Here is a 25,714-nt window from a genome sequence, read left to right on the forward strand (position 1 = left end):
AAACAACACAAGAAGTTTGAACAAATGGTGACGATTGTGAACAATGTAGGAAAAGGGCGGGAAGGAAAAAGGCGGCGGATCCGTCTGATGAGGGACAGCGGCATCGTCGCCGGCGGCCTCACCGCCATCCTTTTAAATGCCGTCTTCCATTTCGGGAAGGCGAGAAAATCGGCTGCACTGCCGTTGCAGGAACAAAAAATTTCATAATCGTATTGATCGCTTTCATAGAAATCCATCAGCTGTTCCTGAGGCTGCGGCCGCGCTTCGTGCCGCCGCTGCGGGGAGAACGGGCGTGCGTTTCCGGCAGTGCGCAAGCAAAACAAAGACAGCCGGCTGTGAAACGGTCCCATTGACGCCAATGGCTCGCCGGCTGCGGGCCGGGGAAAAACATTCATCCCGCTGAACGAACCGGCGGGATTTTTTTGTTTTCCTATTGGGAAACGGGGCGAAATACAGTAAAATGAATGTAAATGACATTGACGGAAACAAAGGGGTTTTGGTCATGGGGAATATTGTGATCGAGCGGCCGCCATTGCGGCCGTGGCTGGCGAAAATGACAAATATGCACGACCGGCTTCAGCAAGCCGGCGACAACGAAAATGCCGATAAAGTGAAGCAGCTGATCGAAAAAACGGCAGCCGGCGAGCTGGTCATCGCCTTTTGCGGCCATTTTTCCGCCGGAAAATCAAGTTTGATCAACGCGTTGCTCGGCGAGCCGCTGCTGCCGTCGAGTCCGATTCCGACGAGTGCCAATCTTGTGAAAGTGAAAGCCGGTCCGGATTGCGTGCGCGTCTTTTATCATGATGATCCGCCGGTTGAATATGAGCCGCCGTACGATCCGGAGCTGATCCGCGCCCAATGCCGGGACGGGGAGACGATTGAGTGGATCGAAATCAGCCGCGAAACGGGCGCCATCCCCCCGGGAGTGGCCATCTTGGACACGCCGGGCATCGATTCGACCGATGACGCCCACCGGCTGGCCACCGAGTCGGCGCTTCATTTGGCGGACGTCGTCTTTTATGTCATGGATTACAACCATGTACAGGCGGAGCTAAACTTTCAATTTACGAAACAATTAACAGATGAAGGAAAAATCGTGTATTTAGTGGTGAACCAAATCGACAAACATCGCGAGGACGAACTGCCGTTTGCGGCGTTTCGCGCTTCGGCGGCCGAGGCGTTCCGGCGCTGGGGGGTCGAAGCGGCCCGCTTGTTTTTCCTATCATTAAAAGACCCAGCCCATCCAGAGAATGAGTGGCAGGAGTTGACGGCTTGTTTGCGCCGCTTGGTCGCCGACAAAGACGAATGGCTTCTTCGCGGCGCAGAAGCGGGATTGAGGCGGATTGCCGCCCGCCATCTTGAACAGCTTCGCGCGCGGCATGAGCTGCTTGAGCAGGAGTTTAAAGCGCGCCTCGAGGCGCTTGGCGGGGCTGGCAGTGAAGCCGAGGCCATGCAGGAGCTCGGGCGCTTGGAAGCTGAGCTTGCTGATTGGCAAACGGCGCGGGCGCGGGCGGAGGAAGCGTTTCGCGCTGAGCTTGACCGCGTGCTGCAAAATGCCTATTTAATGCCGTTTGAGACGAGGGAGCGGGCGGAAGCGTACTTGCAGGCGATGCAGCCGAATTTCAAAGTGGGCCTGCTGTTTGCAAAGACCAAAACGGAGCAAGAACGCGAGCGGCGGCTTGAGGCGTTTTACGAAAGCGTCAAAGCGCAGGCGGCGGCGCAAATCGAGTGGCATGTCCGCCAGCTTCTTCTCCGGTTCGGGAACGAGTGGCACGCCGACGGCGCCTGGCTCGGCCAGTGCCAGCAATGGACGGCGGATTGGGATCAGACGCTGCTTTCAAGCCTTGTCAAGCAGGGGGCGGAAGCAAGCGGTGCGGCGCTATTAAACTATACGGATGAGGTGGCGATGGCGCTGAAAAAACGATACCGCGACGCGGCGCTCGCCTTGTTTGCCGGGCTCGCGGTGCAAATTGCCGAGCGGGCGGCTGCTCAAGCGAAAGCGCTAGAAGGCCGGCTTTCGGCAGCACGCGAAAAAGCGGAGCTCATCGCCCGCCTTGCCGGCTTGAAAGCGGAAGAGGAGGAGCGCCAACGCGCGCTCGAGCGGTTGATTGCCGCTTCGGGCGATGAGGTTGTGCTCGATGAAGAGCGCCTCGCTACGCTGACGGCGCCGCCTCATTTCCAGAAAGTGCGCCATGCGCAAGCGGCAGAGCGGCCAGCAACAACGGAACCGGCTGTGAATCATCCCGCCGCCCAAGAGCAAGCGCTCAGTCGGGAAGCGGTGGAAGGAGCGGCAGAAGAGAGCGCGGACGGGCGGCGCGCTTTGGCGGCGAGTGGAAAGCAACGGAGCGATGAGGCGGCTGATCGGCTCGAGGAGGCGGCCGCCTGGCTCGAGCGGACCGATTTGTTGCGCCGGTTCGTCGGCCCGTTGCGCGACAAGGCGCGCCGGCTTCGCGAGCGGGCCTTTACGGTCGCGTTGTTCGGCGCCTTCAGCGCCGGCAAATCGTCGCTGGCCAACGCCTTGCTTGGGGAGCCGCTTTTGCCGTCTTCGCCGAACCCGACGACGGCCGCCATCAGCAAAATCGCTCCGCCCGACCGGGAGCATCCGCACGGAACGGCGGTTGTCAAAGTGAAGGACGAGGCGCAAATATGGGCTGATGTGCAAGCCTCGCTTCGCCAGTTCGGCTGCGAGGCGAAGTCGTGGGATGAAGCGCTCCGCCATTGCGCCCGCCTTGCCGAATCCGGGGCTGAGCGTCCGGCGCAAAAGCCGCATCTCGCCTTTTTGGCGGCTGCCGCCGCCGGATATGAGCGGATGAAAAACCGGTTCGGGACGAGGCTGTCGATCGGATTTGCGGAGCTTGAGGCATATGTCGCCGATGAGGCGGTGTCGTGTTTCCTTGATGAAGTCGTGTTGTATGCCGATTGCCCGCTCACCCGCCAAGGGGTGACGCTTGTCGATACGCCGGGCGTCGATTCATTAAACGCCCGCCATACCGGGGTGGCGTTCCATTATATGAAGCACGCCGATGCGCTGCTGTTTGTCACGTATTACAACCACGCGTTCTCGAAGGCAGACCGGGAGTTTTTGCTGCAGCTCGGGCGCGTCAAAGATGCGTTTTCGCTTGATAAAATGTTTTTCATCATCAATGCGGCTGATTTGGCCCAGTCGAAAGAGGAGCTTGAGGCCGTCATTTCCTATATGAACGGAGAGCTCGCCCGCTTCGGCATCCGCTTCCCGCGCCTTTATGCGCTCTCAAGCCGCTTAGCGCTGGCGGAAAAAACGGGGGCCGAGCCCGGTCCGCGCGGCGTCTTGGCGGACTCCGGCTTGTCTGTCTTTGAAACCGACTTCTTCCGCTTCTTAACGGAAGAACTGGCGGAAGTCGCCGTCGAGAGCGCATATGCCGAGCTTGAGCGGGCGCGGCGGGCGGCAGAGGAATTCGCGCGCGCCGCCGGGCAGAGCGAGGCAGAAAAAGCGGCGAAACGCCAATCGCTTGAAGCGGCGCGTGCACAGATGCACGCCGTGCTCGCCGCCGCCGGCGACGCCTACGGCCGCCAGGCGCTCAGCCAAGAAGCCGACGAGCTTTTGTATTACGTGAAACAGCGCGTCTTCTTCCGCTTGAACGATACGTTCAAAGAGGCGTTCAATCCGGCGGTGCTCCGCGACGACCAAGGCCCGGCGCGTCGGGCGCTCGAGCGTTGCCTCGACGAGTTGCTCGCATCGGTTGGCTTTGATTTGGCCCAAGAGTTGCGGGCGACGAGCCTGCGCATCGAATCGTTTTTGCACAAGCGGCTCGCCGAACAGTTTCATCGCCTTTGCGGCGAGCTCCGCCGGTTTGACGAAGCGCTCGCGCTCACGCCGCCGGAGGCGTTCGCCTTCTCGGCGCCGGAGTTTGCCAACGCCCTTGGGGATGTAGACCGGGTGCGGTTTACCAAGGCGCTTTCGCTGTATAAAAACGCCAAATCGTTTTTTGAGCGCGACGAAAAGCGGCGGATGAAAGAGGAAATTGAGGCGGCGCTTGTCGAGCCGATCGACGCCTATTTGGCTGAGCAAAAAGAGCGGCTTGTGGCGACGTACGCAGAACAATACAAGGATGCCGTCGCCGCACTTTCGGCCGCTCTCGCGGAACAAGTCGACAGCTATATGGAGGGCTTGCTTGCCGCGCTCGCCGAAGCGGCGGATCATGAGGCGCTCGCCCGCATCGAAGCGGCGCTTCGCGGCCTTCTTTCGGGCCGCGTCGGGGAGGCGCGTTGATGAACCGGTTTCACGCTTGCGCTACATGCATCCACTACCGTATAGAAAAGCGAGCCGACGGGCTGTACACGTATTGCCGCCGGCTCGGCTATGAGACGAAGCCAAACTATCGGTTCAACTGCTGGACGCCAAAACCGAACGTCCGGCGTTTGATGGAAAAAGAAGCAGGAAAGGACGAGGACCATTGAGCGAAGTACATCACGCCATCACCGCCCATATCAACAAACAGCACGCCATCTTAAAGCGGTTTGCCGCCCTTGAGCTCGAGCGCGAGCGGCGCATCGATGAGGCGGTTGAACGGTGCCGCCGCGGCGAGCCGTTTACGGTCGAGGCGATCAATGAAGTGACGAAACAAATGAACGAGCTGGCCGCCGGCGGCCTCGTGCCGGCGCGCCGCTATGTAACGCCAGAGATGGTGCGCGACTACGTGCGCCGGCTTGAAGAGAAGTAACGCACACAGCCAAAGCGTTGGCATTGGCTGCCCGGCTGCCGGCCTGTAAGCAGACCGGGCTGATGAAAACGAAAGAGGGGGGAGAAACAATGGCGTCTCTCGTTTCCCACGAATGGCTGTTGGCGCATTTGTCCGATGAAACCATCCGCATTGTTGATTGCCGGTTTTGGCTTGGCGATCCGGCTAAAGGGGCGTCTCTTTACCGGGAAGACCATATTCCCGGAGCGGTGTATATGGACTTAGAGCGCGACTTGTCGGGCCCGGTCGGAGAGCACGGAGGCCGCCATCCGCTTCCATCAGCCGCCCAAGCGGCGGACGTGTTTAGCCGGGCCGGCATTGACGACACGACGACGGTCATCGCCTACGATGACCAAGACGGGGCCATGGCCGCGCGCTGTTGGTGGCTGCTCCGGTATTTCGGCCATGCGCGCGCATACGTGTTGGATGGCAACTACAGCGAATGGAAACGAAAAGGAAATCCGGTGATGCGCGCCATTTCAGCTGTGCCGCCGCGGCGGTTTCAGCCGCGTCCGGACCGATCATGGCTCGCGACGGTCGAGGATGTGCGAGCCGCCGTTCGCGACCGTGCAGCGGTGCTCATTGATTCCCGCGAGTGGAAGCGGTATGCCGGGTTGGAGGAGCCGATCGACCGCCGGGCCGGCCGCATTCCCGGGGCGGTGCACCGATTTTGGAAAGACGGGGTGACGGAAGGCGGCTACTGGAAAAGCGCGGCTGAACAAGCGGACCGGTTCGCCGGCCTTGACCGCGAAGCCTCCATTATCGTCTATTGCGGCTCCGGCGTCACCGCTTGTCCAAACGTGCTCGCCCTAAAAGAAGCCGGCTACCGCAACGTCCGACTGTATGTCGGCAGCTTCAGCGACTGGATTTCCTATCCCGATCATCCGGTTGAAACGGACCACCCGTCCTCGGACGCCTAGTTTCGAAATGGTTTCGCGCATCGTTTTTCTCCGGCAGCGCATACTATGTGTGAACCGTTGAAACAAAAAGGAGGCGAGTGCATGGGACGGACCAAACTTGGCAACGCCAACGCCCAACGGAACAACAACGCCAAAAAGAAAAACGGCTTCAATGAATGGACGAGCGAGTTTGCTTCGTACGCCGAGGTGGAAGCCGAGAAACTGAAAAACGACCATAAAAACATCCGTTAATGACGAGGGCTCGCCCCTCGTTTTTTCGTCCTTAGACGTCAACGTTGGCAAACACAAACGTATGTGCTATAATGATGGGCAGAGCGGCGGAGGGCGCTGGATGGAAGAAAGGGCGCCGGCCGGCAGGGAGGGAAATGCGTGCGGAAATGGTTCGTCGTCCTATTGTTTTTGGCCGTTGCCGGCTATGGTCTTTGGAATGCGATGGCTGCCGGGAACGAACAGGAAACAGACGAAATAGAAAGCGGCCCGGGCATCGGCCAGACGGCCCCTGATTTGACGCTGCCGACGCTTGGCGGCAAAGCCGTCCGGCTGTCTGATTTGCGCGGCAAAGCGGTTGTCCTCAACTTTTGGACGTCGTGGTGTCCGCCGTGCAAAAAGGAAATGCCGGAGCTTGAGGCGTTTTACAAGCAGCACGGCCGCGAAGTCATGTTGCTTGCCGTCCATTTGACGACGCAAGATACGCTCGATAATGCGGAGCGATTTGCGAAAGACAAAAAACTGACGTTGCCCGTCGCCTTGGATGTGCGCGGCGAGGCGCTTCACCGATACCGAATCCAGACGATTCCGACGACGTATATCATCGACCCAAACGGCGTCATCCGGCAAAAAATCATCGGCCCGGTGACCGCCGCGCAACTCGAAAAGAAGACAGCGCTCTTTCGTTGACCGAACAGTTTTGACGGAAGGCGCTTTTTTTCATGGTTCATTATTTTTCGAAAAGTTGTCATAATTTTTATCTTTTTTGGGCATGAATAAGATTACAATATAAATGAGGGGAGGTTGATAGCGATGAGACGATCCCGCAAAATGACTCTCCAAGAATTGATCAGCGAGAACAAACGGCAATTGTTGAACGACCGGGAAGCGCTCGAGAAAATCGAGAAAAAGCTGGAAGAGCGGATGCTCAAGAAAGCAGAATAACCCATGCATAGCGGTCCTCCGGGCGGACAGACTAGATGGCGAGGAGGCGAAGACAATGAGCAATCCGAAAGGAAGCCGCAAACATTTTGTTCCCAACCATATCGGAACACAGCCTCGCGCCGCTGGAGGAAACAAAGGCAAACAAATGCAAGATCAATCCGGCCAGCATGCTCAAGTCATCCAAACGAAGGGTGAGTAGCTGGAAAATCTTGTAAAGGAGGAATCCTATATGCCGCGTCCGAAACCGGATGACCGCAGCGACAATGTTGAGAAGCTGCAAGAGATGGTGCAAAACACCATTGAAAATATTGAAAAAGCCGAAGAAACGATGCAGTTTGCTTCCTCGGAAGAGCGGGAGAAAATTCGCGAGAAAAACCGCCGCCGCGAAGAAGCGATCGCGGCCATGCGCGCGGAAATTAAAGACGAAGCCGCTGCACGGGAGCACGGCTACCAATTATGACAAAGCTGCCCCGATGCGGGCGGCTTTGTTTTTTGGGTTGCCGCTTGAGCGGCCGGACGGACAAATGGTAACATAAAGGAGAAGCCCGGCAAAAAATGGAGGGAGAACGAACATGAAAGTGGCAGAAAAACAAATTGAAGTGCGTTATGCGGAAACAGACCAAATGGGCGTCGTCTACCACGCGAACTATTTAGTTTGGATGGAAGTCGGGCGTACGGAATTGATCAAACAGCTTGGCTTTCATTATGCCGACATGGAGAAAGAAGGCATCATTTCGCCTGTTGTCGATTTGCAAGTGTCGTACAAAAAGCCGCTTCGTTATGGGGAAACGGCGACCGTCCGCACATGGATTGACGCTTACGACGGCATCCGCGTCACGTACGGCTACGAAATTGTTGCCCCGGACGGCGAGGTGGCCGTGACCGGCAAATCGCAGCACGTTTGCGTCAAGCGCGATACGTTTCGGCCGATCGTCATCCGCAAATATTTTCCCGAGTGGCATGAAGCGTATGAGCGGGCGAAACGATAAAGGGGAGCGGTGCGATGGCGTTTGGCATTCGCCGGCAGGAGCTTGCGGCATGGAAAGAAAAAGTGAAGCGCGGCGAAATCGCCTTTTTGACCCATTATTGGCATGATGAACGGTTTCCGCACTGCACGACGGTGACGAAAGTCGGCTGCGCCGATGTCGAAAAACTTGCCGCCTGGGGGAGGCAATACGGGCTGAAGGAAGAGTGGATGGACCGGCGCAACGAGTTTCCGCATTTCGATTTGCTTGGGGAGACGCAGGTGCGCATTTTGCGGCAAGAAGGCCGGCTTCATGAGCTGGAACGATTCACGAAACGGGGGAAGAAGGAGTCATGATCGATTTGGCTGCTGTAAAAGAAATGGCGAAACATACGTTAATCGAGACGCTCGGCATCGATATCATCGAGCTTGGCGAAGGGCGCGTCGTGGCGACGATGCCGGTCGACCATCGCACGCATCAGCCGGCCGGGCTGTTGCACGGCGGAGCGTCGGTTGCCTTGGCTGAGACGGTCGCCAGCATCGGCGCGTACGCGCTTGTGGACCCCAACACGGAAAACGTCGTTGGATTGGAAATCAACGCCAATCACGTCCGCGCCGTTCGCCGCGGGACGGTGACGGCGACAGGGACGGTGTTGCACCGCGGCCGGACGACGATGGTTTGGGATGTGCGCATTACGGACGAACAAGGGGAGCTCGTCTGCATCTCCCGCTGCACGATCGCCATTATTCGAAAAAGCTAGCGTCACGGCTAGCTTTTTTCGCTGGTTAATGGAGCAAAAACACCGGTTCGCCGCTTTTTTCGTCCAAATCAACCGTCAAATCGCGGCCGTCAAAATACCATTGGTCGCTGTCTTCGACAAAAAACGTCACGCCGTCAACCGTTGTCTGCGCCGCTGGCTCTCCTGCCGGCTCATCTTTCGCCATGCCAAGCGAAAACCCTTTTTGCACGGTGCTGCACCCGCCGTAGCGGGCAAAAAAGCGGATCGCATCGCCCGGCTTCAGCCCGAGCTCCCGCTTGTACCAATCAAACGCTTTTTTGGTAATGATGATGTTCATGGCTTCCCCTCCTCACTTGTATATTATAAGCGAATGGAAAACAGCCGGTAAAATGATTGTGTGAACATTGGCTGACAATTTCAGGACAAAGCGTTTCCACAAAGTGGCGTCGTCCTCCTCCGGAGCAGCTTGAGTAAAATGGCGGCTGGCGGCAAACAGTAAAAGCGAAGGGGGTGAGGGCGGTGGGCAAAAAGCGGACGTTTCCGCTCAGCTACGAATCCGACGGACTGATGGGGAAAAGCAATGAAAAGCATCCGCGCCGCTCGGACAGCCGGCAAACGGGCAAACAAGCGCCTGATTTTTTCAACACGACGCCATCGAGCGAATAAAAAAGCCGAATCGAACGGGCGATGGTTGAACATCGCGCTGTTTTGTGAATAAAGTAGCCAGTAGGCTGCTTTTTTTCATGGCAACTACTATACAAACGGGCCGGTCCGCGTTATCATTACTTGAGGGACATCTTTTTCGAAAGGAGTGGCGTTTTCGTATATGAGTAGTTCGAGCCCGAACGAACCGGAACCGGAATATAGCGGGGAACGCGGCCTGTTCTTTTTCCGCCCGCTGCTCATCATACGAAAACGAGCTCCGGACGGAAAGGAAGAGGCGCCGCCTTCCTCGCATGAAAAGGAGGAAGGATGCCAGATGATGAAAATGTATTTGTCTGATGCGAGCGGCAAAATGCGCGAAATTGACCGGATCGAAAACGGCTGCTGGATCAATCTCGTCGCTCCGACCGAGGACGAAATTCGCTACATCGCCCACCATTTGGACATTCCGATCGATTCGATCAAAGATGCGTTGGACGACGAGGAGCGGTCGCGCGTCGAAAAGGAAGACAACCATGTGCTCATTATCGTCGACATTCCGATCGTCGCCCATGATGAAGTGGACGGCCCGATTTATGAAACGATTCCGATCGGCATGATCATTACGAACACATGCTTTATCACCGTCTGTTTGCAAGAAAATCCGATTTTTGAGGAATTTTCAAAAAACAAAATCAAAAACTTTTACACGTTTATGAAGACGCGGTTTGCGTTGCAAATGCTGTACATGATTTCCACGTATTATTTGCGCTACTTGAAGCAAATCAACCGGCGGACGAGCGAAATTGAAAAAGAGCTGCACCAGTCGATGAAAAACAAAGAGCTGTTTTCGCTCCTTAGCATGGAAAAAAGCTTAGTCTACTTTATGACGTCGCTCAAGGCGAACAACATCGTCATGGAGCGGCTTATGCGCCTCAACTATTTGCGCATGTACGAAGATGACCAGGATTTGCTGCAAGACGTCATTATTGAAAACAAGCAGGCGATTGAAATGGCCGAAGTATACAGCAGCATTTTAAGCGGCATGATGGATGCGTTCGCTTCGGTCATCTCGAACAACTTAAACATTGTGATGAAGTTTTTGACCGCCATTACGATCGTCATTTCGCTCCCGACGATGGTGGCGAGTTTCTACGGCATGAACGTACCGATTCCGTACCAACACTCTCCGTACGCCTTTTTGATCGCGATGGCGCTCGCCGGTTCACTGTCAGCGGCGACGGCGTACATCTTTTGGAAAAAGCGATACTTTTGACGGCCGGCGGAACAACGGCTGCCCTATTGTTCGGGCAGCCGTTTTTGCGTTCTTGCCGCCACTCCGCCGGAGAGGATAAACTTCATCGCCTCTTCCGGCGCCATGTCGATGACTTCAACTTGTTCTTTTGGAACGAGGAGCGTCAGCCCCGCAACTTGAAACGTCTGCGGAACATAGACGGCCACATAATCGGCCAGCGGATCGTGCCAGGCGCCGACGTCATCCATTGTAATGAAGCCGAGGCATTTCCAGCCGCTTTCCGGCAGCGTGACGAGCACGACTTTGGAAAACGACCGTTTTTCCCCGATCAAAGAGGCGATCGTATCTTTGGCGACCGAATAAACGGTTTTCAGGAAGGGAATGCTTTCAAGCAACCGGTCGATCAATCGAATGAGGCGGCCGCTCACGTATTGCGTCGACAGCCAGCCGCAGACCGTGATGAGCGCAACCGTTGCGAGCAAACCAAGGCCGGGGACGTAGCGGCCGTCCAGGTGTGGGCGGACGTATTGACCGAGCAATCCGTCCAAAACGGTGAATACTTTGTAGCACACATAGACCGCTACGAAAATCGGCACGATCGTCAACATGCCGTTTAGGAAATTTTTGGCCAAAAAGCGCATCCGTTTGCTCCCCTTTCCTTCATTCTCTTTGGCGCGGAGCTCCCCACTTCGATCGACGGAAACAAGCGGGAAGCTGCTCCTTTCCTACCATACCAGTTTTTCTTTTTGCCGACAACGCTTTTAAAATATCGAACATTTATAAGTGTAAACGGTAAAAAAGTTCGTATTTTACCTTGACGAACCGCCTCGTATTCCGTATACTTTCCAAGTGGAATACGAAAAGTGGGGGATGGCGCAATGAACAACCATTACGATGTCATCGTGGTCGGCGCCGGGCCGGCTGGCATTTTCACCTGTTACGAACTGACGCTGAAACTGCCTGGAGCGAACGTGCTTTTGATTGATAAAGGGCATGATATATACCGGCGCAACTGTCCGATTTTGCAGAAAAAAATTGAGAAATGCCCGCCGCCGGCCGGCAAAAAAGACTATGCCGGCTGCGTGCCGGCCTGTTCGATTACGAACGGGTTCGGCGGGGCCGGAGCGTACTCGGACGGCAAATTCAACATCACGAGCGAATTCGGCGGTTGGATGACCGATTATTTGCCTGCCTCAACCGTGCTTGACCTCATCCGTTATGTGGATGAGATCAACTTAAAACATGGGGCGACGACATCGATCACCGACCCGATGACCGACAAAGTGAAAGAGATTGAGCGGCGCGCGTATGCCGCCGGGCTGAAGCTGCTGCGCGCCTATGTCCGCCATTTGGGCACGGAGCAAAACTTAGAAATTTTAAAAAGCATTTTTGAGTATTTGCGCGAGCGGATTGCGATGCGCTTTCAGACGGAAGTGGACGATATTTTGACGGAGCGGACGGAAAGCGGCCATGTTGTCAAAGGAGTAGTGCTGAAAAACGGCGAAACGCTGACGGCGGAAAAAGTCGTCATCGCCCCGGGGCGCGACGGCTCGGTTTGGCTGAGCAAAGTGCTGCGCAAACGCCGCTTGCGGATGATCAACAACCAAGTGGACATTGGGGTGCGCGTCGAGACATCGAACATCGTCATGCAGGAAATCAACGAGCATTTGTATGAGGGGAAGTTTATTTTCAATACGTCGGTCGGAACGCAAGTGCGGACGTTTTGCAGCAATCCGTCCGGGCATGTCGTCGTCGAAAACCATTCCGGCATTATGCTCGCCAACGGACACGCCTACAAAGACCCGAAACTTGGCAGCAACAACACGAACTTCGCCCTTCTTGTCTCGCATAAATTTTCCGATCCGTTTGACAAGCCGAACGAGTATGCCCATGAAATTTCCCGGCTGGCGAACGCGTTGTCAAACGGCGGCATCATCGTGCAAAAATACGGCGACATTTTAAAAGGACGGCGGTCGACGGAAAAGCGGATTAAAGAAGGATTTATTGAACCAACGCTAAAAGAGGCGGTGCCGGGCGATTTAGGCCTTGTGTTGCCGTACAACACGATGAAAAGCTTGATTGAGATGACGGAAGCGCTCAATCACGTCACCCCGGGGCTGGCGTCGGAACATACGCTCTTTTATGGCGTCGAGGCGAAGTTTTATTCGGCGCGCCCGAAGCTAAACGACCGGTTTGAAACAGAAATTGCTGGGCTGTACGTTGGCGGCGACGGCGCCGGCATTACGCGCGGCCTCGCCCAAGCGAGCGCTTGCGGCGTCTGGATCGCCCGCGACATCGTCGAAAAATTGACGCGCTAAGCTGAAGGCGGCAAGGCAGGCTGTCCGAAACGGAAGCTTGCCTTGTTTTGCATCGGATGGTTCATCGGCGGGCGTTCGCCCGAAAAGTAAACTTAAAATCAATTTAGGTTGACAATCAATCGCCCGATTCGTTACGATAAATGTAATGATGTGGAAAGGGGAGAGGAACGATGGCAAATTGGCTTCATTTGGCTGAACAAGTGCTCGACGGCCATGAACTGACCGACGAGGAAGCGCTGGCGATATTGGATTGTCCGGACGAGGAGCTGCTCCTTCTTTTGCAAGGGGCATACCGCATCCGCTCGGCGTACTACGGCAACAAGGTAAAACTGAATATGATCATTAACGCTAAGTCCGGTCTCTGTCCGGAAAATTGCGGCTACTGTTCCCAGTCGGCCGTAGCGACGGCGCCCGTGAAAACGTACAAAATGGTTGATAAGGAGACGCTGCTCCGCGGAGCGGAAGAAGCGCACCGGCTGCGCATCGGAACGTATTGCATTGTGGCGAGCGGCCGCGGGCCGAGCGATAAGGAGATCGACACCGTTGTGTCCGCGGTCAAGGAAATTAAAGAGCGGTTCGGGCTGAAAGTGTGCGCCTGCCTGGGGATTTTAAAGCCGGAGCAGGCGGCGCGGCTGAAGGAGGCGGGCGTGGACCGCTATAACCATAATATTAACACGTCAAAACAGCACCACCCGAACATTACGACGTCCCATACATACGACGACCGGGTGCGGACGGTGGAAACGGTGAAAGAAGCGGGTCTTTCGCCGTGTTCCGGCGTCATTGTCGGCATGAAGGAAACAAAGCGGGATGTCGTTGAGATGGCGCGCAGCCTGCGGACGCTCGACGCGGATTCCATTCCGGTCAACTTTTTGCATGCGATCGACGGAACGCCGCTGGCCGGCACGAACGAGCTAAACCCGCGCTATTGCTTGAAAGTGTTGGCGCTGTTCCGGTATATGAATCCAACGAAAGAAATCCGCATCGCCGGCGGACGCGAAGTGAACTTGCGCTCCCTTCAGCCGCTCGGGCTGTATGCCGCCAACTCGATTTTTGTCGGCGACTATTTGACGACGGCCGGGCAGGAAAAGGCGGCCGATTATCAAATGCTTGAAGATCTCGGATTTGAAATTGAATTTGCCCCAGCACCGCCCGCCGGGGTGGTGTAACGGTTGACGGGGCTGACTCAAAAGTCCCTTTTTGATGAAATGTAACCGAAGTATGTGAAAGAGACCACCTCTGAAATCCTCGGTTTTACCGGGTTTTTCGTGGTGGTCTATTTTTCTATGTCGCCCCAGATAGGAGCATTACCGCTCTTTTGGGTCAGCCCTTTTTCATATGGCTAGTCCGGGATCGGTCATTGGAAACGGCCTCTAGAAGGACGGGGATTTTATGGAAACAGCGGCCCGATGGTTGGCATGAAACGCGAACGTGGCGCGTACGATGGCAATACAAGCGGCAAAAAAAGCTTCACAAACAGAAAAAAGCTCATTATAATAGCAACAAAGAGAAAGGAAGAGGATGGGGAAACATGGCAAGATCGTTTTATCGTTACTTATTGCGCTTCCGCCACGGGTGTGAAGAAGATCCAATCGTCCGGTTTGCGAACGGGGCGTACGATGACCACAGCTTTCCAAAAGGATCGGCCGACTACGAGGAGCTCAGCGGGTATTTGGAGGTGCATGGCGATTATTTGGAAAGCATGGTTCTCTTTGATGAACTATGGGAGCAGTTTTTACACGAAGCATAACATGGAAGAGGGTTTTGCTCCGAATATTGACAGCGCTTTCAATCGTTTTTCCGCGCTGGCAAAGGTGTCCACCCTTGTATGCATGCATATACTATACTAACCATTTGTTCAACAAGGGTGGGAGATGCCAATGAGCGCGCCGAAACGCCCGAAATTTTCTGTCGGCGATATCGTCGTCAATACATTGTACGGAACAGTCGGAACCGTCACCGATATTCAGCAAGTAGACGGCACGTTTTTGTACGAAATCAACCATGGCCATAGCCTGTTTGCTGAGCAGACGCTCGTGTTGTTGTCTGAATTTACCGGCGATTTGTGGATTGCCGAAGAAATTGAAATTGAGCTGCCGTTTTTCCTTGGCGAAATTGTCCGCGTCCGCGATTATGGCGGCCAATTGTTCAAAGTCGTTGGAGTGCGGACAGAAATTTACCGCTATTATGGGGAAGGATGGGAAGAGACGATTTATGAATTGAAACGGCTGACGGACGGCTGGGAAATTGAAGTCCATCTTGAAGATATGATTCCGCTGGCCGATGGGGACGAAACGTCCGTCACGCTCGTGCAAGATATCGTGATCGCCGCGCCGATGAAGGCCTCGATCGCGCTGCCGCCCGCCGGCGGCGAAAAGAGTGGGCCGTCGGTTGACGACCTGCTTGATATGTACAATGACTACAAAGCGCTGTATGAATGGTTCGGCGATGACCAATACAAACGAATGATGGAAACGGTTGTTCAACGGTTGCAAACGATTGTAAACTACCATAATAGGAACTGACAAAGAACAAAGAGAAAGTAGGGAATGCCGGCGAAGAGGACGAACGCAGCCATTCTGTTAACAATTGTTTCCATTATTTTATCTGCAATCGTCAGCTTGTCCATTTTGTTCCGCCTCCGTATTTTTTTGTTTTATTGGTACATATGGTATGAAGGAAGCGGAAAAAGTAGTACAACATGATTTTTGACATAAAACGGAAGGCGGCGACATACAACATTACAAAGGGGGGCGAGATGGAGTGAAGGAGATTGAAGTGATTATTGATACGGAGGAGATCGCCGAATTTTTTTACCAACAGCTCATCCGCCGCGGCTTTGTGCCGACGCAGGAGGAACTGGAAGAGCTCGCGGATATTACGTTTGACTATTTGCTGGAAAAATGCATTATCGACGAAGAGATTGATGTCGACGACGAGTAACCGTCGTCGTTTTTACAATTACTCGGCCGCCGCGATGGCGGCCGCTTTCATCATGGCCAAATGCCGCTCGTCACTTCTGGGTGGCGTTCAAAAAACGTGAAATAGGCGGCTGTGCGCGTGATGTTGTTGAGGTTATGCTCCGCCGTTTTCTGCTGAATCATAGCAACGGCCGCCGCCTCGTCGTCGCTCGGGCGTTCGTACCTTGAAACGGAAAGGCGGTCGGAAAGGCGGCAGAACAAACGAGCATCGGCAATGCGAACGGGATGACGGTATAAAAATGAGCGGTAAACGTATTCGAGCGGGCGGCGCAGCACGGTGAGCGGGCGAATCGGCATCCGGTTTATGGGGACCGGCGATATTGTCTTGATCGACGAAGGGCGGAAAGGACAGACGTACTACCGCCTCTGCCCGGATGGCTGGAAACGGGTGGAACGCCAGCTTGTCTGTTGACGGAATATTCAAAAAGACAGTCGCCTTCAACCGATTGAGGATGGTATAATAGCAATAACATCGAATAAAGCCCGGCCGTTTAGGGAACGGATAAGAAAGGAAAGGGGGCGGATCAGATGGAAGAGCAAAGACAACGGCGCGACACGCCGACGGTAGCGCCGGGAATTGACGATGATGAAGTGTTGAACGAAAAGGCGACGGAAGAGGAAATTGAGCGCGGAGACTATACGAAAGTCGTCACACTGGCGTGGGACGAAGTCGAGCCGTCGGAGCCCTGATCGAAATAGAAACCCTTGTGCGGCACAAGGGTTTCTCCGGGTTTGTTACGATTCGGGATTGTCGTGATGGCCCGGGCCGTTTTTCCGGCCGCCGGCGGCCGAGTATTCCTTGGCGTGCGCTGCGTCTTCGGCGATCAACGCCTCTTTTGGAATATGGTTGTTCTTTTTCTGCCCGTTGATGCGGTTGCGATGCTTTTTGCCCATCGTTTTCCCTCCTTGAACTGTCGTTGTCGTTAGTGTATGCGGCAAAAGGGCGGTTCATCGACGGAAAATGTTTGCAGGCGGCGCCGGGCGGGCGGAGCGGAGACTGAAGGGAACTGGGAGGGGGACGGAATATGGCCGCATTGGCGCTGGCGCTGTTGCTGTGCGTCGTCTCGATCGCCGCGTCGCTTTGGCTCAAAGAGCAGGTGGAGCGCGTTTTGTTTCGCTGGAGAAACGTTCCTGTTCTCCATGCGGCCAATATCGTCATCATTGCGGCCATCGTTGCGGTTGCCTATTATCGGCTGAGCGGCATCGGCCTCTACTTGCGTGATTTGGCCGACATCGATGGATTTTGGTATGTATTTGCCGGAACAACGCAGCTTGTGCTGCCGCTTTATTTGTTCGCCTGCTGGCTGCTCGCCAGGCGGCGCGGGCGCGAGAAAAAATATACGCGCAGCAAAGACAAAAAGGTGCTGTATATCAACGAAAGGTATCTTGCGCGCCGCTATCGCGACGATTATCGTTCGAAAACGTCTTAAAAAGGGAGAGCAGCTCTCCCTTAAAATTTTGTTTTTTCTTTTTTGGACGTTGACGGCTGGTTGTTCGCTTTTGAGGATGGATTCGTTTTGTTGGCGTACTCCACCGCCTGCTCAAGTTTCTTTTTCACCGTCTTTCCTCCTTTCCCGCCGTGTGGGCACGAATAGTATGCCCGCCTTTCGCTCAAGCTACTCGAGGCAAGACTGCCATTTTCCGCAAACATATGATATGATAAACAAGGGCATGGCCGAACCATAACCGTTCGAAGTCATAAGGAGGAATCGAGTTTGAGCGTACATATCGGAGCCAAACAAGGGGACATCGCCGAACGCATTTTGCTGCCGGGCGACCCGCTGCGCGCCAAATACATTGCCGAGACGTTTTTGGAAGGGGCGGTGTGCTACAATGAAGTGCGCGGCATGTTCGGATTTACGGGGACATACAAAGGGCATCGCGTCTCCGTCCAAGGGACGGGGATGGGAGTGCCGTCCATTTCGATTTATGTCAACGAATTGATCCAAAGCTATGGAGTAAAGACGCTCATCCGCGTCGGAACATGCGGCGCCATTCAACCGGATGTGCGCGTGCGTGACGTCATTTTGGCGATCGGCGCATCCACCGATTCCAACATGAACCGTCTCATTTTCCGCGGCCGCGATTATGCGCCGACGGCGGATTTCCACTTGCTGCGGACGGCATACGACGTTGGAATGGAAAAAGGATTGGCGCTCAAAGTCGGCAACGTCTTTACCGCCGACATGTTTTACAACGACGAACCAAACTGGGAAACGTGGGCGCGCTACGGCGTATTGGCCGTCGAGATGGAAACGGCGGCGCTCTATACGTTGGCGGCCAAATTCGGCTGCCGGGCGCTGTCGGTGCTGACGGTCAGCGACCATATTTTAACCGGCGAGGAGACGACAGCCGAAGAACGGCAAACGACGTTTAACGAAATGATCGAGGTGGCGCTCGAAGCGGCGGTTCGCAGCAGCTGATGATGCGGCGGCTGTTCGGTGCGCCCCGGGAAACAGAAAAGGGGAAGATGAATGAATCAGCGTTGGCAAACAGCGGCGCTTATGTGCCTGTTGCTCGTTGGCTGCCAAACGGGAGGAAGCGGTGACGGCGGCGCGGCCGGCTCGCCCGGGCAGCCGGCGGAACATACGGCGCCGCCCAGCGTTCATGAACGAGAGGAACTCAACCGGCCGGTTGACCCGGATTTGCAGCTTGAAGCGAAATATTGGAACGTCATCGAGGTGCGAAACGGCCAAAAGGTCATTATGAATCCGGACAACATTTTGGTGCTCGTCAATAAAGAGCAGTCGCTTCCGTCCGGTTACAAGCCGGCCGATTTGGTTGTGCCGCGCGTGCCGTTTTCGTTTGCCGACCCGAATGCAGAAAAGCGGCGTATGCGGGCCGAGGCGGCCGCCGCGCTCGAAGAAATGTTTGCCGCCGCCCGCCGCGATGGCATCGAGCTTGTCGCGGTGTCCGCTTACCGGTCGTATGAGCGGCAGAAGGCGATTTTTGCGGAGGAGGTGCGGCAAAAAGGGGAGAAAAACGCCGTCCAGGCCGTCGCCCACCCGGGACAAAGCGAACACCAGACAGGGCTTGCAGTCGACATTAGCAGCCGGTCGATCGGCTGCCAGCTGACCGAGGCGTTCGAGGCGACAAAAGAAGGACAGTGGGTCGCTGCCCACGCGCACGAATACGGGTTTATCATCCGCTATCCGAAAGGGAAGGAAGCGGTGACCGGCTACAAGTATGAGCCGTGGCATCTTCGCTATGTCGGGCGGAAGGCCGCCGCCGTGATGAAAGAGCGCGGCATGACAATGGAAGAATATTTTCAAGCGGTAAAAAAAGTGTAAAGACGGGGCTGGCCCAAAAGAGCGGCAATGCTTCTATCTAGGGCAGCATGGAAAAACAGACCACCACGAAAAACCCGGTAAAACCAAGGGTTTCAGAGGTGGTCTCTTTTTTACATACTTTCGGTTCCATTTCATCAAAAAGGGGCTTTTGAGTCAGCACCCGTGTTCGTTTGTTGCAGCCCCTATGTCTCACACCAAAACACGCAGTACCCGAGCCGGTCGGCAAATTGCGCTGTCAGCTGCTGATGCTTCTGCCACATGCTTGCCATCTCCGGCGTCGTCGGGAAGACGATGACGGCCGGCGCCCCTTCGCCCGCCGCCTCCGCCGCCGTTTTGTAAAAGAAATGGCGGCAGCGGAATCCGTTTTGTTCAAGCGTTTTTTTCCATTCGCCGGGCGTCATCAGCCGCTTGAAGCCGTAGAACGCGGCGATCCGCTGCTGCTCGGCGGCGGTGAGCCGCTTATGGTATGCTTCGATGCCGATGAACGTGCCCCCTTTCTTCAGCACGCGGCAGATTTCAGCAAGGGCAGCAGGCAGTGAAACAAAGGCGAGCACCGATTCGGAAAGGACAAGATCAAACGTGCCGGCGGGAAACGGCAGCGATTCGACCGAAGCCTGGTGCAGGCGAACCGGAACCTCCATGGCACCGAAACGCTGCTTCGCCTTGGCGATCATTTTGGGATGGAGATCGATGGCCGTCACGTCCGCGCCGTACTGTCTAGCGATATACGCCGCTGTCTGCCCTGTGCCGCAGCCGACGTCAAGCACGGCGGTTGAGCGGTCAATATTAAGTTTACGTAAGATTTGTTTTGTCAACTCAAAACCGCCGGGGTGGGCGCCGTCAATCCCCATGTCCGCCAACCAGTCCAAATACGTCATCATGGCATTCTCTCCTTTTTCACTCAGTTGGTTTATCATATGCCAGAGAGCCGTTTTTTGTCTTTGAGCAAAAAAATTGGCTTGTCCCTATACTCATGAAAAAAAGCAATTTTGTTGCTATAGACCCAACCGCTATCAAGCTGGTACACTGATACGTGCAAGAACGAGAACGCTAGGTTGGTGAATGGAGTGGAACGGAAACAACGGGCGGAGGCTGGGGTGTTGTTAAGCCTCTTTATCTATCTTCTGCTGGCAGCCGGCAAGCTTTTGGCCGGGGCGGCAGCCGGATCGGACGGAGTGAAAGCGGACGGATGGAACAATTTGAGCGATGTGATGGCTTCCGTCGCTGTCTATATCGGCATGAAAATTGCCAAAAAACCGCGCGACCGCAATCATCCGTACGGACATTCGCGGGCGGAGAACATTTCGTCGCTGTTGGCCGCCTTTTTCATGATGTCCATCGGTATTGATGTGATTACAGACGGCGCCCGCACGCTTCTTGGCGGCGGGAGGGAGGCCGCCCCCGATTGGCTGGCGGCAGCGGTCGCCCTTGCTTCAGCAGCAGTGATGTTCATCATCTATGTCATCAATGTGCGGCTGGCGCGGCGGACGAACAGCATGGCGCTGGCGGCCGTAGCGAAAGACAACTTATCGGATGCACTCGTCAGCATTGGCGCCGCGCTTGGGATTGTCGGCGCGCATCTTGAGTGGGCATGGCTTGACCCGTTGGCGGCGCTCGTCATTGGTGCGCTCATTTGCAAGACGGCGTGGGAGGTGTTTATGGAAACGGCCCATGCGTTGACCGACGGGTTTGATGAAAGAAAGCTCGCCATTTACCGGCAAGAAATCGCTGCGGTCAGCGGGGTGCGCGATGTCGCGGACATTAAGGCGCGCATGCTCGGCAATGACGTTGTGCTCGAAGTAACCATCCGCGTCGATTCGCAGTTGACGGTAGTGAAAAGCCATGAAATTGCCGACGAGGTCGAGCGTTTAATGAAAAAACGGCATAACATCCGGGCGACGCACGTTCATGTGGAGCCGGAAGCGGTGCGCTGAGCGGAGGCCAAGCAAACGGGGGCGCGGCCGTCGCGCCCCAACCGCCTGCCGATCAAGAGGGAGGGATGGTCCTCTTTTTTTCGAATGCTGCCGTCCGATGGACGCTCCTGCTTTGTTAAGGCATCGTTCCATTCGGCGGACAAAAGCGGCTTTCGGCGGGCACGGGGCGGCGTTGCTGCGCCGATGTTCCGGCCGTTTTTTCGGCGGCCGGCGAGGAGTAGTTTTTCGGCAAACGGCAAACAATACGAATAAACGCATCAGTTAGAAAGGAGACTCGTGTATGTCCATCCATCCGAACCCCCGCTTGCCGCTTGGCGGAATATACGAACGGCATGCGCCGGCGGGCGGCCAGTCGTGCTGGTTTCATTTCACCGCCGCCGCCAAGCCGGATTTGGAACGGCTCCTCTCCTCGCTGTCGATTCATCCGCTCGCCCGAAAACGGCTTATAGGTGGAACAGACATTCCACTGGTCGATGAGTACGAAGGATTCCTTTTTGTATCGTTGTTTATCATCCGTCCGTCCGGCCGAACGGCGAACATTCGCCTGCTTGCCGCCGAGCGGCATATCATCAGTTATATGGATGAAGATGACCCGTTTATCGGCCATGTGAAAGAACGGCTGTTGGATCATCGCGATCAGGCGCTGTACCCTGGATATGTTCTTTACCATTTCCTGGACTTAGCCGTCGCTCGCTTTTTGCAGGTGATCGACCAAATCGCCGACCGCATTCAGGCGCTTGAGCGGCAAGTGTTTGCGACGCCGTTCGCCAATGAAATCGGGCGTGAAATTTACCGGATGAAAACCCATCTTCATGAGCTGCGGCAAGTGGCCGAAGCGCAGGAAGAGGCGATCAAAACGATCCGCCATGCCGAGCTGCCGTACATCAACGCGGAAACGAATCCATACATCGATGAGGTGGCCTCCCGTTTCGCCCGCGTGCCGGCGGCGCTCGACGCGTTTAAGGAATCATTGTCCGCCATTTTCGATTTGCAACTGTCGCTCAAATCCGATCATATGAACGTCATTATGAAAACATTGACATTGGTGAGCGTCATATTTTTGCCGATGACGTTTATTGCCGGTGTCTACGGCATGAATTTTTCGTTTATGCCCGAGCTGAAATGGCGGTACGGGTATCCGTTCGCCCTGCTGCTGATGGCGACCGTCGCCGTCCTCATTGCCCTGTATTTTAAGCGCAAAGGTTGGTGGGGGGAGACTGGGACGAAAGAAAAATAGGCGCCAGCTTGCAAAAATGGGCGTTGGCCCGGTCGTTTGGGCGGGCGGACGCATATGATGGTCCCGTCAACGGGATCAAGGAGGTGTCCGCCATGAGCAGTTTGGTCAGCAGCGGTTATGCGCTCGTCATTGTTTTGTTCATTTTGTTGATTATTGTCGGTTGTGTATGTGTCGCCTGGTAGGAAGCCGGACGGAAAAGAAGGGGAAGACGGGTCAAACAGTGCGGCTAGTCGCCGACGATCAGCCTTCTCCTTGGCGTCTTTTTGTTCGGCGAGCCGTTTACGAAAGCGCATTTTTATGCGTTTAGCTGCATCTGGGCGGCGCTTATTTTGTTTTCTGCTGTTCAAATCAAGCAGGCGTCAGGGCGGAAAAAATGGAAGCGAAGCTCGCTCGAGGCGTAGCAGCGGTCCGAGAACGGGCCGTTTTTTTTGTTTTTACAGCAAATACCTATTTTTGCCGAAACCCCTAACCATTTTCCTGGTTTGTGAATAGTCTACTAGTACAAAAACAAAGGAGGTGTTGGTAAATGGGTGCAGCTTACGGCGGCGGATTCGCGTTGATCGTCGTTCTGTTCATCTTGTTGATTATTGTCGGATGTGCATGTGTCGGTGGTTGGGTGTACTAACGAACCCTACTTGCTAGCAAGGAGGTGACGAATATGACATACGGCTTTTATGGCGGCTGGGGCGGCTATGGCTTCGGTTATCCGGGTTACGGCGGCTACGGCTACGGCTTCGTGCTGATCGTCGTTTTGTTTATTTTGCTCATTATCGTCGGGGCAACATGGTGATAGGCGGATGATGGGCATGCGGAGGGAGACGGCCGGGCAACGGCTGTTTCCCCCGCTTTTTTTGTGAACAAGCAGGAACAACGAAAGGAAGTGGAGAAATCATAAACGATGAGAAAATGGAAAGCATATGGAGGACGGGGAAATGACACATATTGCAAAAGACATCGTCGCGACGTTTTCGATTGTCGCGTTCGATCCGGCGACCGGGGAGCTTGGCATCGCTGTTCAATCGAAATTTTTAGGCGTCGGCGCGGTCGTGCCGTGGGCGAAAGCGGGCGTCGGCGCCGTGGCGACGCAGTCATATGCCAACACGTCATACGGCCCACGCGGCCTCGAATGGATGGAACAAGGGAAAACGGCGCAAGAAACGCTTGAGTTGCTCGTTGCCGATGACAGCGAGCGCGATTTGCGCCAGGTCGGCATCGTGGATGCGAAAGGACGGGCAGCAACGTTCACCGGAAAAAAATGTTACCCGTGGGCGGGCGGCATTACCGGACCGAACTATGCAGCGCAAGGCAATATTTTAGCCGGGGAGGAAACGGTGCTGGCGATGGGAAGAACATTCGAGCAGGCCAAAGGGCCGCTCGCCGAGCGATTGCTAAAGGCGCTTCAAGCTGGTCAGGCGGCGGGGGGCGACCGCCGCGGGCAACAGTCGGCTGCCTTGCTCGTTGTGAAAGAAAGGGGCGGCTATGGCGGGTACAATGACCGCTATATCGATTTGCGCGTTGACGACCACCCGCGGCCGATTGAGGAGCTCATTCGCCTGTATGAGCTGCGCCAGCTTTATTTTGAGAAACCGCGCCCCGAAAAAGTGGCTGTAATGGAAGGCGCGGTCAAGGAAGAGGCGGCTTTCCACTTGATCCGGCTCGGCTACTTGCCGAAAGAGCGCGCCGCCGACAGCGAGGCGCTTCACGAAGCGCTGAGAGCGTATATACATACAGAAAACTTTGAGGAACGCGAACTAGAAAAAGGGAAAATCGATCTTGACGTGCTCGCGTATATGAAACAGCAGCCGTCGCCGCAGGGGGAAAAATAAAAAAATAAAAACGATCACTGCATGGTTGGTCGGGCGGATGAATGGCGTTGTATGAAAAGCGAAGGTGTCCCAAAAGGAGCGGGACACCTTTTCCTATGACTGCATATGCGCAAACAACGATTTATGCGGTGTTTCGGTTCAGGAAAAACAGCCCGTGTTGGGGCAGCGGCCGTTTAGGAGGCGAGCGGCGCACGCCCGCTGTCATGTCTGCGCCAAACGGCCCGCAGGCGAAAGCTGAGAAACAGAGCACCTGCTGCCAATCCGGCGATCAGGCCGATCCAATAGCCGAACGCTCCGGCGGCAGTCAAGAGAGCGAGCGCGCAGCCAAGCGGAAGGCCAACGCCCCAATAGGCGAGAAGAGCGGACCAAAAAACGGCGTTCACCTCTTTATAGCCCCGCAGCGCTCCTTGGATGGGAGCGGCGATGGCATCGGAAACTTGAAAGAAGATCGCATAGAGCAAAAATTTCCCCGTCAACGCCGCCACTGTCGGATCGTTTGTATACAGTCGAGCAACATCGCTGCGGAAGATGGAAAGAAACAATGCAGCGGCGGCAGCGACCGCCAAGGCGAGGGTGATGCCGATCAGGCAATATTGTTTGGCCGCTTCATAACGGTTGGCCCCAGCTTCAACGCCTACGGCGATCGTCAGCGCCATCGATAAGCTGAGCGGAATCATATACAACAAGGAAGCGAAGTTGAGGGCGCTTTGATGGGCAGCGACTGTTTCGGTGCCAAACCGGCCGACAAGCAGCGTCACCGCAGCGAAAATGCTCGTTTCAAAAAAGATGGCTGATCCGATCGGCACCCCGGTTTTCAGCAACTCTTTCCATGCGGCCCATGACGGACGGTAAAAACGGACGAGCACGCGATAGGGAGACAAACGGCGAAATTTCACCGCGGCAAAGGCAGCGGCCGCGAAGCAGTATGCGTACGTGATCGCTGTCGCATAGCCGGTGCCGATGCCGCCAAGGCGCGGAAACCCGCCATGCCCGTAAATCAACAGCCAGTTGAACAGCATATTGATCGGCAAGGCGGTGAGCGTAATCCACATCGTCACGTTCGTTTGCCCAAGTGCATCGATGAAATAGCGGAGCACAGAATAAAGAAACAGCGGGACGATCCCAAACGACAAGGCGCGCAAATAATGAAGGGCGATATGCCGAACGTTTTCATCCAAAGACATCTGTTTCAAGATCAACGGCACAGAAGCGGCGCCGGCCATGACAATGGCGGCAGCAAGCGCGACAGCCAAGTAGAGCGCCTGGGTGACGGCGCGGGCGATTGAGTCATGGCGTCCGGCGCCGAGATGATGCGAGACGATCGGGGACAAGGCGAGCAAAATGCCGCCGACGCCGGTCCACACCGGCACCCATAGGCTGGAGCCGATCGCGACGCCGGCAAGATCTTCGGCGCTCGCGTGGCCGGACATGGCGACATCGACAAAGTTCATGGCATATTGGCCCGTTTGCGAAACGAAAATGGGAAGAAACAAGGCGAACAGGCGCCGCCATTTGCCGTTGGGCGGAGCGGGCGTGGTCATAATCGTTCCCCCTTTTTCCGTGAAAATCCCCACCACTTGGTGAGTGCGGTATACGCTCCTGATCCGTGCGGGTATACTGAAAATGGCCAAAAAAGGCAATAGGAAAGCAGAGGTGCCCGATTTTAGGCATCTCGTATAACCTGTCTGCCTTTTGGCTAGACTAAATAAGTTGTGGTTGGCGGAACGGCTCTTTGCG

General features: G+C 55.4%; 37 protein-coding genes and 1 pseudogene. 32 read left to right on the top strand and 6 right to left on the bottom strand.

The genetic code is table 11. The features are described from left to right. Window positions 1-24 precede the first annotated feature (24 nt). The 13 genes from ETC02_RS02260 (at window position 25) to ETC02_RS02320 (ending at window position 8,515) form a co-directional block, all read left to right on the top strand. Window positions 25-207, top strand: coding sequence for a hypothetical protein (locus tag ETC02_RS02260; RefSeq protein WP_236658967.1), 183 nt, complete (start codon window positions 25-27; stop codon window positions 205-207). A 295-nt stretch (window positions 208-502) separates the two neighbouring features. Continuing rightward, window positions 503-4,249, top strand: coding sequence for a dynamin family protein (locus ETC02_RS02265; protein WP_253264074.1), 3,747 nt, complete (start codon window positions 503-505; stop codon window positions 4,247-4,249). After that, the gene (locus ETC02_RS02270; RefSeq protein ID WP_121625546.1) at window positions 4,249-4,437 is read left to right on the top strand and encodes a hypothetical protein; all 189 of its coding nucleotides are present in this window, start codon (window positions 4,249-4,251) and stop codon (window positions 4,435-4,437) included. Before ETC02_RS02265 ends, ETC02_RS02270 begins: the two co-directional genes overlap by 1 nt. Continuing rightward, window positions 4,434-4,700: a YpbS family protein gene (locus ETC02_RS02275; protein WP_049625395.1), complete on the top strand. Its 267-nt coding sequence runs from the start codon at window positions 4,434-4,436 to the stop codon at window positions 4,698-4,700. Before ETC02_RS02270 ends, ETC02_RS02275 begins: the two co-directional genes overlap by 4 nt. Window positions 4,701-4,789: 89 nt before the next feature. Continuing rightward, window positions 4,790-5,638, top strand: coding sequence for a sulfurtransferase (locus ETC02_RS02280; RefSeq protein WP_171698022.1), 849 nt, complete (start codon window positions 4,790-4,792; stop codon window positions 5,636-5,638). An 81-nt stretch (window positions 5,639-5,719) separates the two neighbouring features. Beyond that, window positions 5,720-5,869 carry a hypothetical protein gene (locus tag ETC02_RS02285; RefSeq protein WP_015374731.1) on the top strand — a complete coding sequence of 50 codons (150 nt, stop codon included), beginning with the start codon at window positions 5,720-5,722 and terminating at the stop codon, window positions 5,867-5,869. A gap of 138 nt (window positions 5,870-6,007) precedes the next feature. After that, entirely contained in the window at window positions 6,008-6,535 is a 528-nt protein-coding gene (locus ETC02_RS02290) for a TlpA family protein disulfide reductase (protein ID WP_020753890.1), read from the top strand. Between the two features lie 123 nt (window positions 6,536-6,658). After that, window positions 6,659-6,790: an FbpB family small basic protein gene (locus ETC02_RS02295; protein WP_011231055.1), complete on the top strand. Its 132-nt coding sequence runs from the start codon at window positions 6,659-6,661 to the stop codon at window positions 6,788-6,790. 55 nt (window positions 6,791-6,845) lie between these two features. After that, on the top strand, window positions 6,846-6,989 hold the full coding sequence (locus ETC02_RS02300; protein WP_011231056.1) for an acid-soluble spore protein N: 144 nt from the start codon (window positions 6,846-6,848) through the stop codon (window positions 6,987-6,989). Window positions 6,990-7,019: 30 nt separating this feature from the next. Continuing rightward, window positions 7,020-7,250 carry a small acid-soluble spore protein Tlp gene (gene tlp, locus ETC02_RS02305; RefSeq protein WP_033015308.1) on the top strand — a complete coding sequence of 77 codons (231 nt, stop codon included), beginning with the start codon at window positions 7,020-7,022 and terminating at the stop codon, window positions 7,248-7,250. Between the two features lie 112 nt (window positions 7,251-7,362). Then, window positions 7,363-7,779 carry an acyl-CoA thioesterase gene (locus tag ETC02_RS02310; RefSeq protein WP_033009217.1) on the top strand — a complete coding sequence of 139 codons (417 nt, stop codon included), beginning with the start codon at window positions 7,363-7,365 and terminating at the stop codon, window positions 7,777-7,779. A gap of 14 nt (window positions 7,780-7,793) precedes the next feature. Continuing rightward, window positions 7,794-8,111, top strand: a complete 318-nt coding sequence (locus ETC02_RS02315) for a hypothetical protein (protein WP_033009216.1) — start codon at window positions 7,794-7,796, stop codon at window positions 8,109-8,111. Beyond that, window positions 8,108-8,515, top strand: coding sequence for a hotdog fold thioesterase (locus ETC02_RS02320; protein ID WP_047818302.1), 408 nt, complete (start codon window positions 8,108-8,110; stop codon window positions 8,513-8,515). Before ETC02_RS02315 ends, ETC02_RS02320 begins: the two co-directional genes overlap by 4 nt. 25 nt (window positions 8,516-8,540) lie before the next feature. Here ETC02_RS02320 and ETC02_RS02325 read toward each other — a convergent pair whose 3' ends face one another. Beyond that, window positions 8,541-8,831, bottom strand: coding sequence for a HesB/YadR/YfhF family protein (locus tag ETC02_RS02325; protein ID WP_033009213.1), 291 nt, complete (start codon window positions 8,829-8,831; stop codon window positions 8,541-8,543). A 182-nt stretch (window positions 8,832-9,013) separates the two neighbouring features. On the opposite strand from ETC02_RS02325, the gene ETC02_RS02330 reads away from it, so the two are divergent. Further along, window positions 9,014-9,160, top strand: a complete 147-nt coding sequence (locus ETC02_RS02330) for a hypothetical protein (protein ID WP_013145445.1) — start codon at window positions 9,014-9,016, stop codon at window positions 9,158-9,160. A 313-nt stretch (window positions 9,161-9,473) separates the two neighbouring features. Beyond that, window positions 9,474-10,412, top strand: coding sequence for a magnesium transporter CorA family protein (locus ETC02_RS02335; RefSeq protein ID WP_033009211.1), 939 nt, complete (start codon window positions 9,474-9,476; stop codon window positions 10,410-10,412). A gap of 23 nt (window positions 10,413-10,435) precedes the next feature. Here the strand turns inward: ETC02_RS02335 and ETC02_RS02340 are convergent, their stop codons facing one another. Further along, window positions 10,436-11,032, bottom strand: a complete 597-nt coding sequence (locus ETC02_RS02340; protein ID WP_171698019.1) for a DUF502 domain-containing protein — start codon at window positions 11,030-11,032, stop codon at window positions 10,436-10,438. A 237-nt stretch (window positions 11,033-11,269) separates the two neighbouring features. Between ETC02_RS02340 and ETC02_RS02345 the strand changes: the two genes are divergently transcribed. The 5 genes from ETC02_RS02345 (at window position 11,270) to ETC02_RS02365 (ending at window position 15,652) form a co-directional block, all read left to right on the top strand. Further along, entirely contained in the window at window positions 11,270-12,709 is a 1,440-nt protein-coding gene (locus ETC02_RS02345; protein WP_047818304.1) for an NAD(P)/FAD-dependent oxidoreductase, read from the top strand. 170 nt (window positions 12,710-12,879) lie between these two features. Next, entirely contained in the window at window positions 12,880-13,878 is a 999-nt protein-coding gene (gene bioB, locus ETC02_RS02350) for a biotin synthase BioB (RefSeq protein ID WP_063211741.1), read from the top strand. Window positions 13,879-14,240: 362 nt separating this feature from the next. Beyond that, complete coding sequence (locus tag ETC02_RS02355) at window positions 14,241-14,459, top strand: YozE family protein (protein ID WP_033015279.1); 219 nt, start codon at window positions 14,241-14,243, stop codon at window positions 14,457-14,459. A 130-nt stretch (window positions 14,460-14,589) separates the two neighbouring features. Then, window positions 14,590-15,234 carry a hypothetical protein gene (locus ETC02_RS02360; RefSeq protein WP_044743989.1) on the top strand — a complete coding sequence of 215 codons (645 nt, stop codon included), beginning with the start codon at window positions 14,590-14,592 and terminating at the stop codon, window positions 15,232-15,234. Window positions 15,235-15,472: 238 nt separating this feature from the next. Then, on the top strand, window positions 15,473-15,652 hold the full coding sequence (locus ETC02_RS02365; RefSeq protein WP_033015276.1) for a YozD family protein: 180 nt from the start codon (window positions 15,473-15,475) through the stop codon (window positions 15,650-15,652). Between the two features lie 50 nt (window positions 15,653-15,702). Here ETC02_RS02365 and ETC02_RS02370 read toward each other — a convergent pair whose 3' ends face one another. After that, window positions 15,703-15,987 (bottom strand): DUF2515 family protein, encoded by a 285-nt coding sequence (locus ETC02_RS02370; protein ID WP_050368647.1) that lies wholly within the window; start codon window positions 15,985-15,987, stop codon window positions 15,703-15,705. Here ETC02_RS02370 and ETC02_RS17605 point away from each other — a divergent pair. Next, entirely contained in the window at window positions 15,968-16,102 is a 135-nt protein-coding gene (locus ETC02_RS17605) for a hypothetical protein (RefSeq protein ID WP_371810023.1), read from the top strand. The two genes, ETC02_RS02370 and ETC02_RS17605, sit on opposite strands and share 20 nt — an antisense overlap. Window positions 16,103-16,218: 116 nt before the next feature. Further along, entirely contained in the window at window positions 16,219-16,380 is a 162-nt protein-coding gene (locus tag ETC02_RS02375; RefSeq protein ID WP_162839633.1) for a hypothetical protein, read from the top strand. A 45-nt stretch (window positions 16,381-16,425) separates the two neighbouring features. On the opposite strand, the gene ETC02_RS02380 is transcribed toward ETC02_RS02375, so the two are convergent. After that, a complete protein-coding gene (locus ETC02_RS02380; protein WP_017437412.1) occupies window positions 16,426-16,584 on the bottom strand; it encodes a hypothetical protein in 159 nt (52 codons plus the stop codon). Between the two features lie 131 nt (window positions 16,585-16,715). Between ETC02_RS02380 and ETC02_RS02385 the strand changes: the two genes are divergently transcribed. The 3 genes from ETC02_RS02385 (at window position 16,716) to ETC02_RS02395 (ending at window position 18,980) form a co-directional block, all read left to right on the top strand. Further along, window positions 16,716-17,120: a hypothetical protein gene (locus ETC02_RS02385; RefSeq protein WP_050368649.1), complete on the top strand. Its 405-nt coding sequence runs from the start codon at window positions 16,716-16,718 to the stop codon at window positions 17,118-17,120. Window positions 17,121-17,405: 285 nt separating this feature from the next. Continuing rightward, on the top strand, window positions 17,406-18,113 hold the full coding sequence (gene deoD / locus ETC02_RS02390; RefSeq protein WP_033009203.1) for a purine-nucleoside phosphorylase: 708 nt from the start codon (window positions 17,406-17,408) through the stop codon (window positions 18,111-18,113). A 51-nt stretch (window positions 18,114-18,164) separates the two neighbouring features. Further along, entirely contained in the window at window positions 18,165-18,980 is an 816-nt protein-coding gene (locus ETC02_RS02395; protein WP_050368650.1) for a M15 family metallopeptidase, read from the top strand. Between the two features lie 182 nt (window positions 18,981-19,162). On the opposite strand, the gene ETC02_RS02400 is transcribed toward ETC02_RS02395, so the two are convergent. Next, window positions 19,163-19,861 (bottom strand): class I SAM-dependent methyltransferase, encoded by a 699-nt coding sequence (locus tag ETC02_RS02400; RefSeq protein WP_050368651.1) that lies wholly within the window; start codon window positions 19,859-19,861, stop codon window positions 19,163-19,165. A 174-nt stretch (window positions 19,862-20,035) separates the two neighbouring features. Here ETC02_RS02400 and ETC02_RS02405 point away from each other — a divergent pair, with 174 nt between their 5' ends. The 7 genes and pseudogenes from ETC02_RS02405 (at window position 20,036) to ETC02_RS02430 (ending at window position 23,977) form a co-directional block, all read left to right on the top strand. Beyond that, window positions 20,036-20,914 (top strand): cation diffusion facilitator family transporter, encoded by an 879-nt coding sequence (locus ETC02_RS02405; protein ID WP_050368652.1) that lies wholly within the window; start codon window positions 20,036-20,038, stop codon window positions 20,912-20,914. Between the two features lie 280 nt (window positions 20,915-21,194). Then, complete coding sequence (locus tag ETC02_RS02410) at window positions 21,195-22,151, top strand: magnesium transporter CorA family protein (protein WP_044743983.1); 957 nt, start codon at window positions 21,195-21,197, stop codon at window positions 22,149-22,151. Window positions 22,152-22,243: 92 nt separating this feature from the next. Next, window positions 22,244-22,333: a YjcZ family sporulation protein gene (locus ETC02_RS02415; RefSeq protein WP_080706518.1), complete on the top strand. Its 90-nt coding sequence runs from the start codon at window positions 22,244-22,246 to the stop codon at window positions 22,331-22,333. A 48-nt stretch (window positions 22,334-22,381) separates the two neighbouring features. Then, window positions 22,382-22,552 (top strand): annotated as a pseudogene (locus tag ETC02_RS17610) (EamA family transporter RarD); the annotation flags it as partial. Between the two features lie 125 nt (window positions 22,553-22,677). Further along, the gene (locus ETC02_RS02420) at window positions 22,678-22,776 is read left to right on the top strand and encodes a YjcZ family sporulation protein (protein ID WP_013145429.1); all 99 of its coding nucleotides are present in this window, start codon (window positions 22,678-22,680) and stop codon (window positions 22,774-22,776) included. 33 nt (window positions 22,777-22,809) lie between these two features. Beyond that, window positions 22,810-22,941 (top strand): YjcZ family sporulation protein, encoded by a 132-nt coding sequence (locus ETC02_RS02425; protein ID WP_095859317.1) that lies wholly within the window; start codon window positions 22,810-22,812, stop codon window positions 22,939-22,941. Window positions 22,942-23,083: 142 nt separating this feature from the next. Beyond that, complete coding sequence (locus ETC02_RS02430; RefSeq protein WP_063211816.1) at window positions 23,084-23,977, top strand: DUF1028 domain-containing protein; 894 nt, start codon at window positions 23,084-23,086, stop codon at window positions 23,975-23,977. Window positions 23,978-24,150: 173 nt separating this feature from the next. Here ETC02_RS02430 and ETC02_RS02435 read toward each other — a convergent pair whose 3' ends face one another. After that, window positions 24,151-25,518, bottom strand: a complete 1,368-nt coding sequence (locus ETC02_RS02435; RefSeq protein ID WP_050368653.1) for an MATE family efflux transporter — start codon at window positions 25,516-25,518, stop codon at window positions 24,151-24,153. Between the last annotated feature and the right edge of the window lie 196 nt (window positions 25,519-25,714).

The sequence above is a fragment of the Geobacillus sp. DSP4a genome (assembly GCF_013096875.1).
In the GTDB taxonomy this organism is placed as follows: domain Bacteria; phylum Bacillota; class Bacilli; order Bacillales; family Anoxybacillaceae; genus Geobacillus; species Geobacillus thermophilus.

What these genes read in the sequence shown, in the direction of transcription:
- ETC02_RS02325 (WP_033009213.1), bottom strand. Translation starts at nt 8,831, where the DNA reads ATGAACATCATCATTACCAAAAAAGCGTTTGATTGGTACAAGCGGGAG.
- ETC02_RS02400 (WP_050368651.1), bottom strand. Translation starts at nt 19,861, where the DNA reads ATGATGACGTATTTGGACTGGTTGGCGGACATGGGGATTGACGGCGCC.
- ETC02_RS02430 (WP_063211816.1), top strand. Translation starts at nt 23,084, where the DNA reads ATGACACATATTGCAAAAGACATCGTCGCGACGTTTTCGATTGTCGCG.
- ETC02_RS02415 (WP_080706518.1), top strand. Translation starts at nt 22,244, where the DNA reads ATGAGCAGTTTGGTCAGCAGCGGTTATGCGCTCGTCATTGTTTTGTTC.
- ETC02_RS02285 (WP_015374731.1), top strand. Translation starts at nt 5,720, where the DNA reads ATGGGACGGACCAAACTTGGCAACGCCAACGCCCAACGGAACAACAAC.
- ETC02_RS02280 (WP_171698022.1), top strand. Translation starts at nt 4,790, where the DNA reads ATGGCGTCTCTCGTTTCCCACGAATGGCTGTTGGCGCATTTGTCCGAT.
- ETC02_RS02385 (WP_050368649.1), top strand. Translation starts at nt 16,716, where the DNA reads ATGGCCGCATTGGCGCTGGCGCTGTTGCTGTGCGTCGTCTCGATCGCC.
- tlp (WP_033015308.1), top strand. Translation starts at nt 7,020, where the DNA reads ATGCCGCGTCCGAAACCGGATGACCGCAGCGACAATGTTGAGAAGCTG.
- ETC02_RS02420 (WP_013145429.1), top strand. Translation starts at nt 22,678, where the DNA reads ATGGGTGCAGCTTACGGCGGCGGATTCGCGTTGATCGTCGTTCTGTTC.
- ETC02_RS02315 (WP_033009216.1), top strand. Translation starts at nt 7,794, where the DNA reads ATGGCGTTTGGCATTCGCCGGCAGGAGCTTGCGGCATGGAAAGAAAAA.
- ETC02_RS02260 (WP_236658967.1), top strand. Translation starts at nt 25, where the DNA reads ATGGTGACGATTGTGAACAATGTAGGAAAAGGGCGGGAAGGAAAAAGG.
- ETC02_RS02410 (WP_044743983.1), top strand. Translation starts at nt 21,195, where the DNA reads ATGTCCATCCATCCGAACCCCCGCTTGCCGCTTGGCGGAATATACGAA.
- ETC02_RS02295 (WP_011231055.1), top strand. Translation starts at nt 6,659, where the DNA reads ATGAGACGATCCCGCAAAATGACTCTCCAAGAATTGATCAGCGAGAAC.
- ETC02_RS02310 (WP_033009217.1), top strand. Translation starts at nt 7,363, where the DNA reads ATGAAAGTGGCAGAAAAACAAATTGAAGTGCGTTATGCGGAAACAGAC.
- ETC02_RS02355 (WP_033015279.1), top strand. Translation starts at nt 14,241, where the DNA reads ATGGCAAGATCGTTTTATCGTTACTTATTGCGCTTCCGCCACGGGTGT.
- ETC02_RS02345 (WP_047818304.1), top strand. Translation starts at nt 11,270, where the DNA reads ATGAACAACCATTACGATGTCATCGTGGTCGGCGCCGGGCCGGCTGGC.
- ETC02_RS02340 (WP_171698019.1), bottom strand. Translation starts at nt 11,032, where the DNA reads ATGCGCTTTTTGGCCAAAAATTTCCTAAACGGCATGTTGACGATCGTG.
- ETC02_RS02265 (WP_253264074.1), top strand. Translation starts at nt 503, where the DNA reads ATGGGGAATATTGTGATCGAGCGGCCGCCATTGCGGCCGTGGCTGGCG.
- ETC02_RS02435 (WP_050368653.1), bottom strand. Translation starts at nt 25,518, where the DNA reads ATGACCACGCCCGCTCCGCCCAACGGCAAATGGCGGCGCCTGTTCGCC.
- ETC02_RS02425 (WP_095859317.1), top strand. Translation starts at nt 22,810, where the DNA reads ATGACATACGGCTTTTATGGCGGCTGGGGCGGCTATGGCTTCGGTTAT.
- ETC02_RS02380 (WP_017437412.1), bottom strand. Translation starts at nt 16,584, where the DNA reads ATGGGCAAAAAGCATCGCAACCGCATCAACGGGCAGAAAAAGAACAAC.
- ETC02_RS02270 (WP_121625546.1), top strand. Translation starts at nt 4,249, where the DNA reads ATGAACCGGTTTCACGCTTGCGCTACATGCATCCACTACCGTATAGAA.
- ETC02_RS02335 (WP_033009211.1), top strand. Translation starts at nt 9,474, where the DNA reads ATGATGAAAATGTATTTGTCTGATGCGAGCGGCAAAATGCGCGAAATT.
- ETC02_RS02360 (WP_044743989.1), top strand. Translation starts at nt 14,590, where the DNA reads ATGAGCGCGCCGAAACGCCCGAAATTTTCTGTCGGCGATATCGTCGTC.
- ETC02_RS02375 (WP_162839633.1), top strand. Translation starts at nt 16,219, where the DNA reads ATGGAAGAGCAAAGACAACGGCGCGACACGCCGACGGTAGCGCCGGGA.
- ETC02_RS02370 (WP_050368647.1), bottom strand. Translation starts at nt 15,987, where the DNA reads ATGCCGATTCGCCCGCTCACCGTGCTGCGCCGCCCGCTCGAATACGTT.
- ETC02_RS02320 (WP_047818302.1), top strand. Translation starts at nt 8,108, where the DNA reads ATGATCGATTTGGCTGCTGTAAAAGAAATGGCGAAACATACGTTAATC.
- ETC02_RS02300 (WP_011231056.1), top strand. Translation starts at nt 6,846, where the DNA reads ATGAGCAATCCGAAAGGAAGCCGCAAACATTTTGTTCCCAACCATATC.
- ETC02_RS02395 (WP_050368650.1), top strand. Translation starts at nt 18,165, where the DNA reads ATGAATCAGCGTTGGCAAACAGCGGCGCTTATGTGCCTGTTGCTCGTT.
- bioB (WP_063211741.1), top strand. Translation starts at nt 12,880, where the DNA reads ATGGCAAATTGGCTTCATTTGGCTGAACAAGTGCTCGACGGCCATGAA.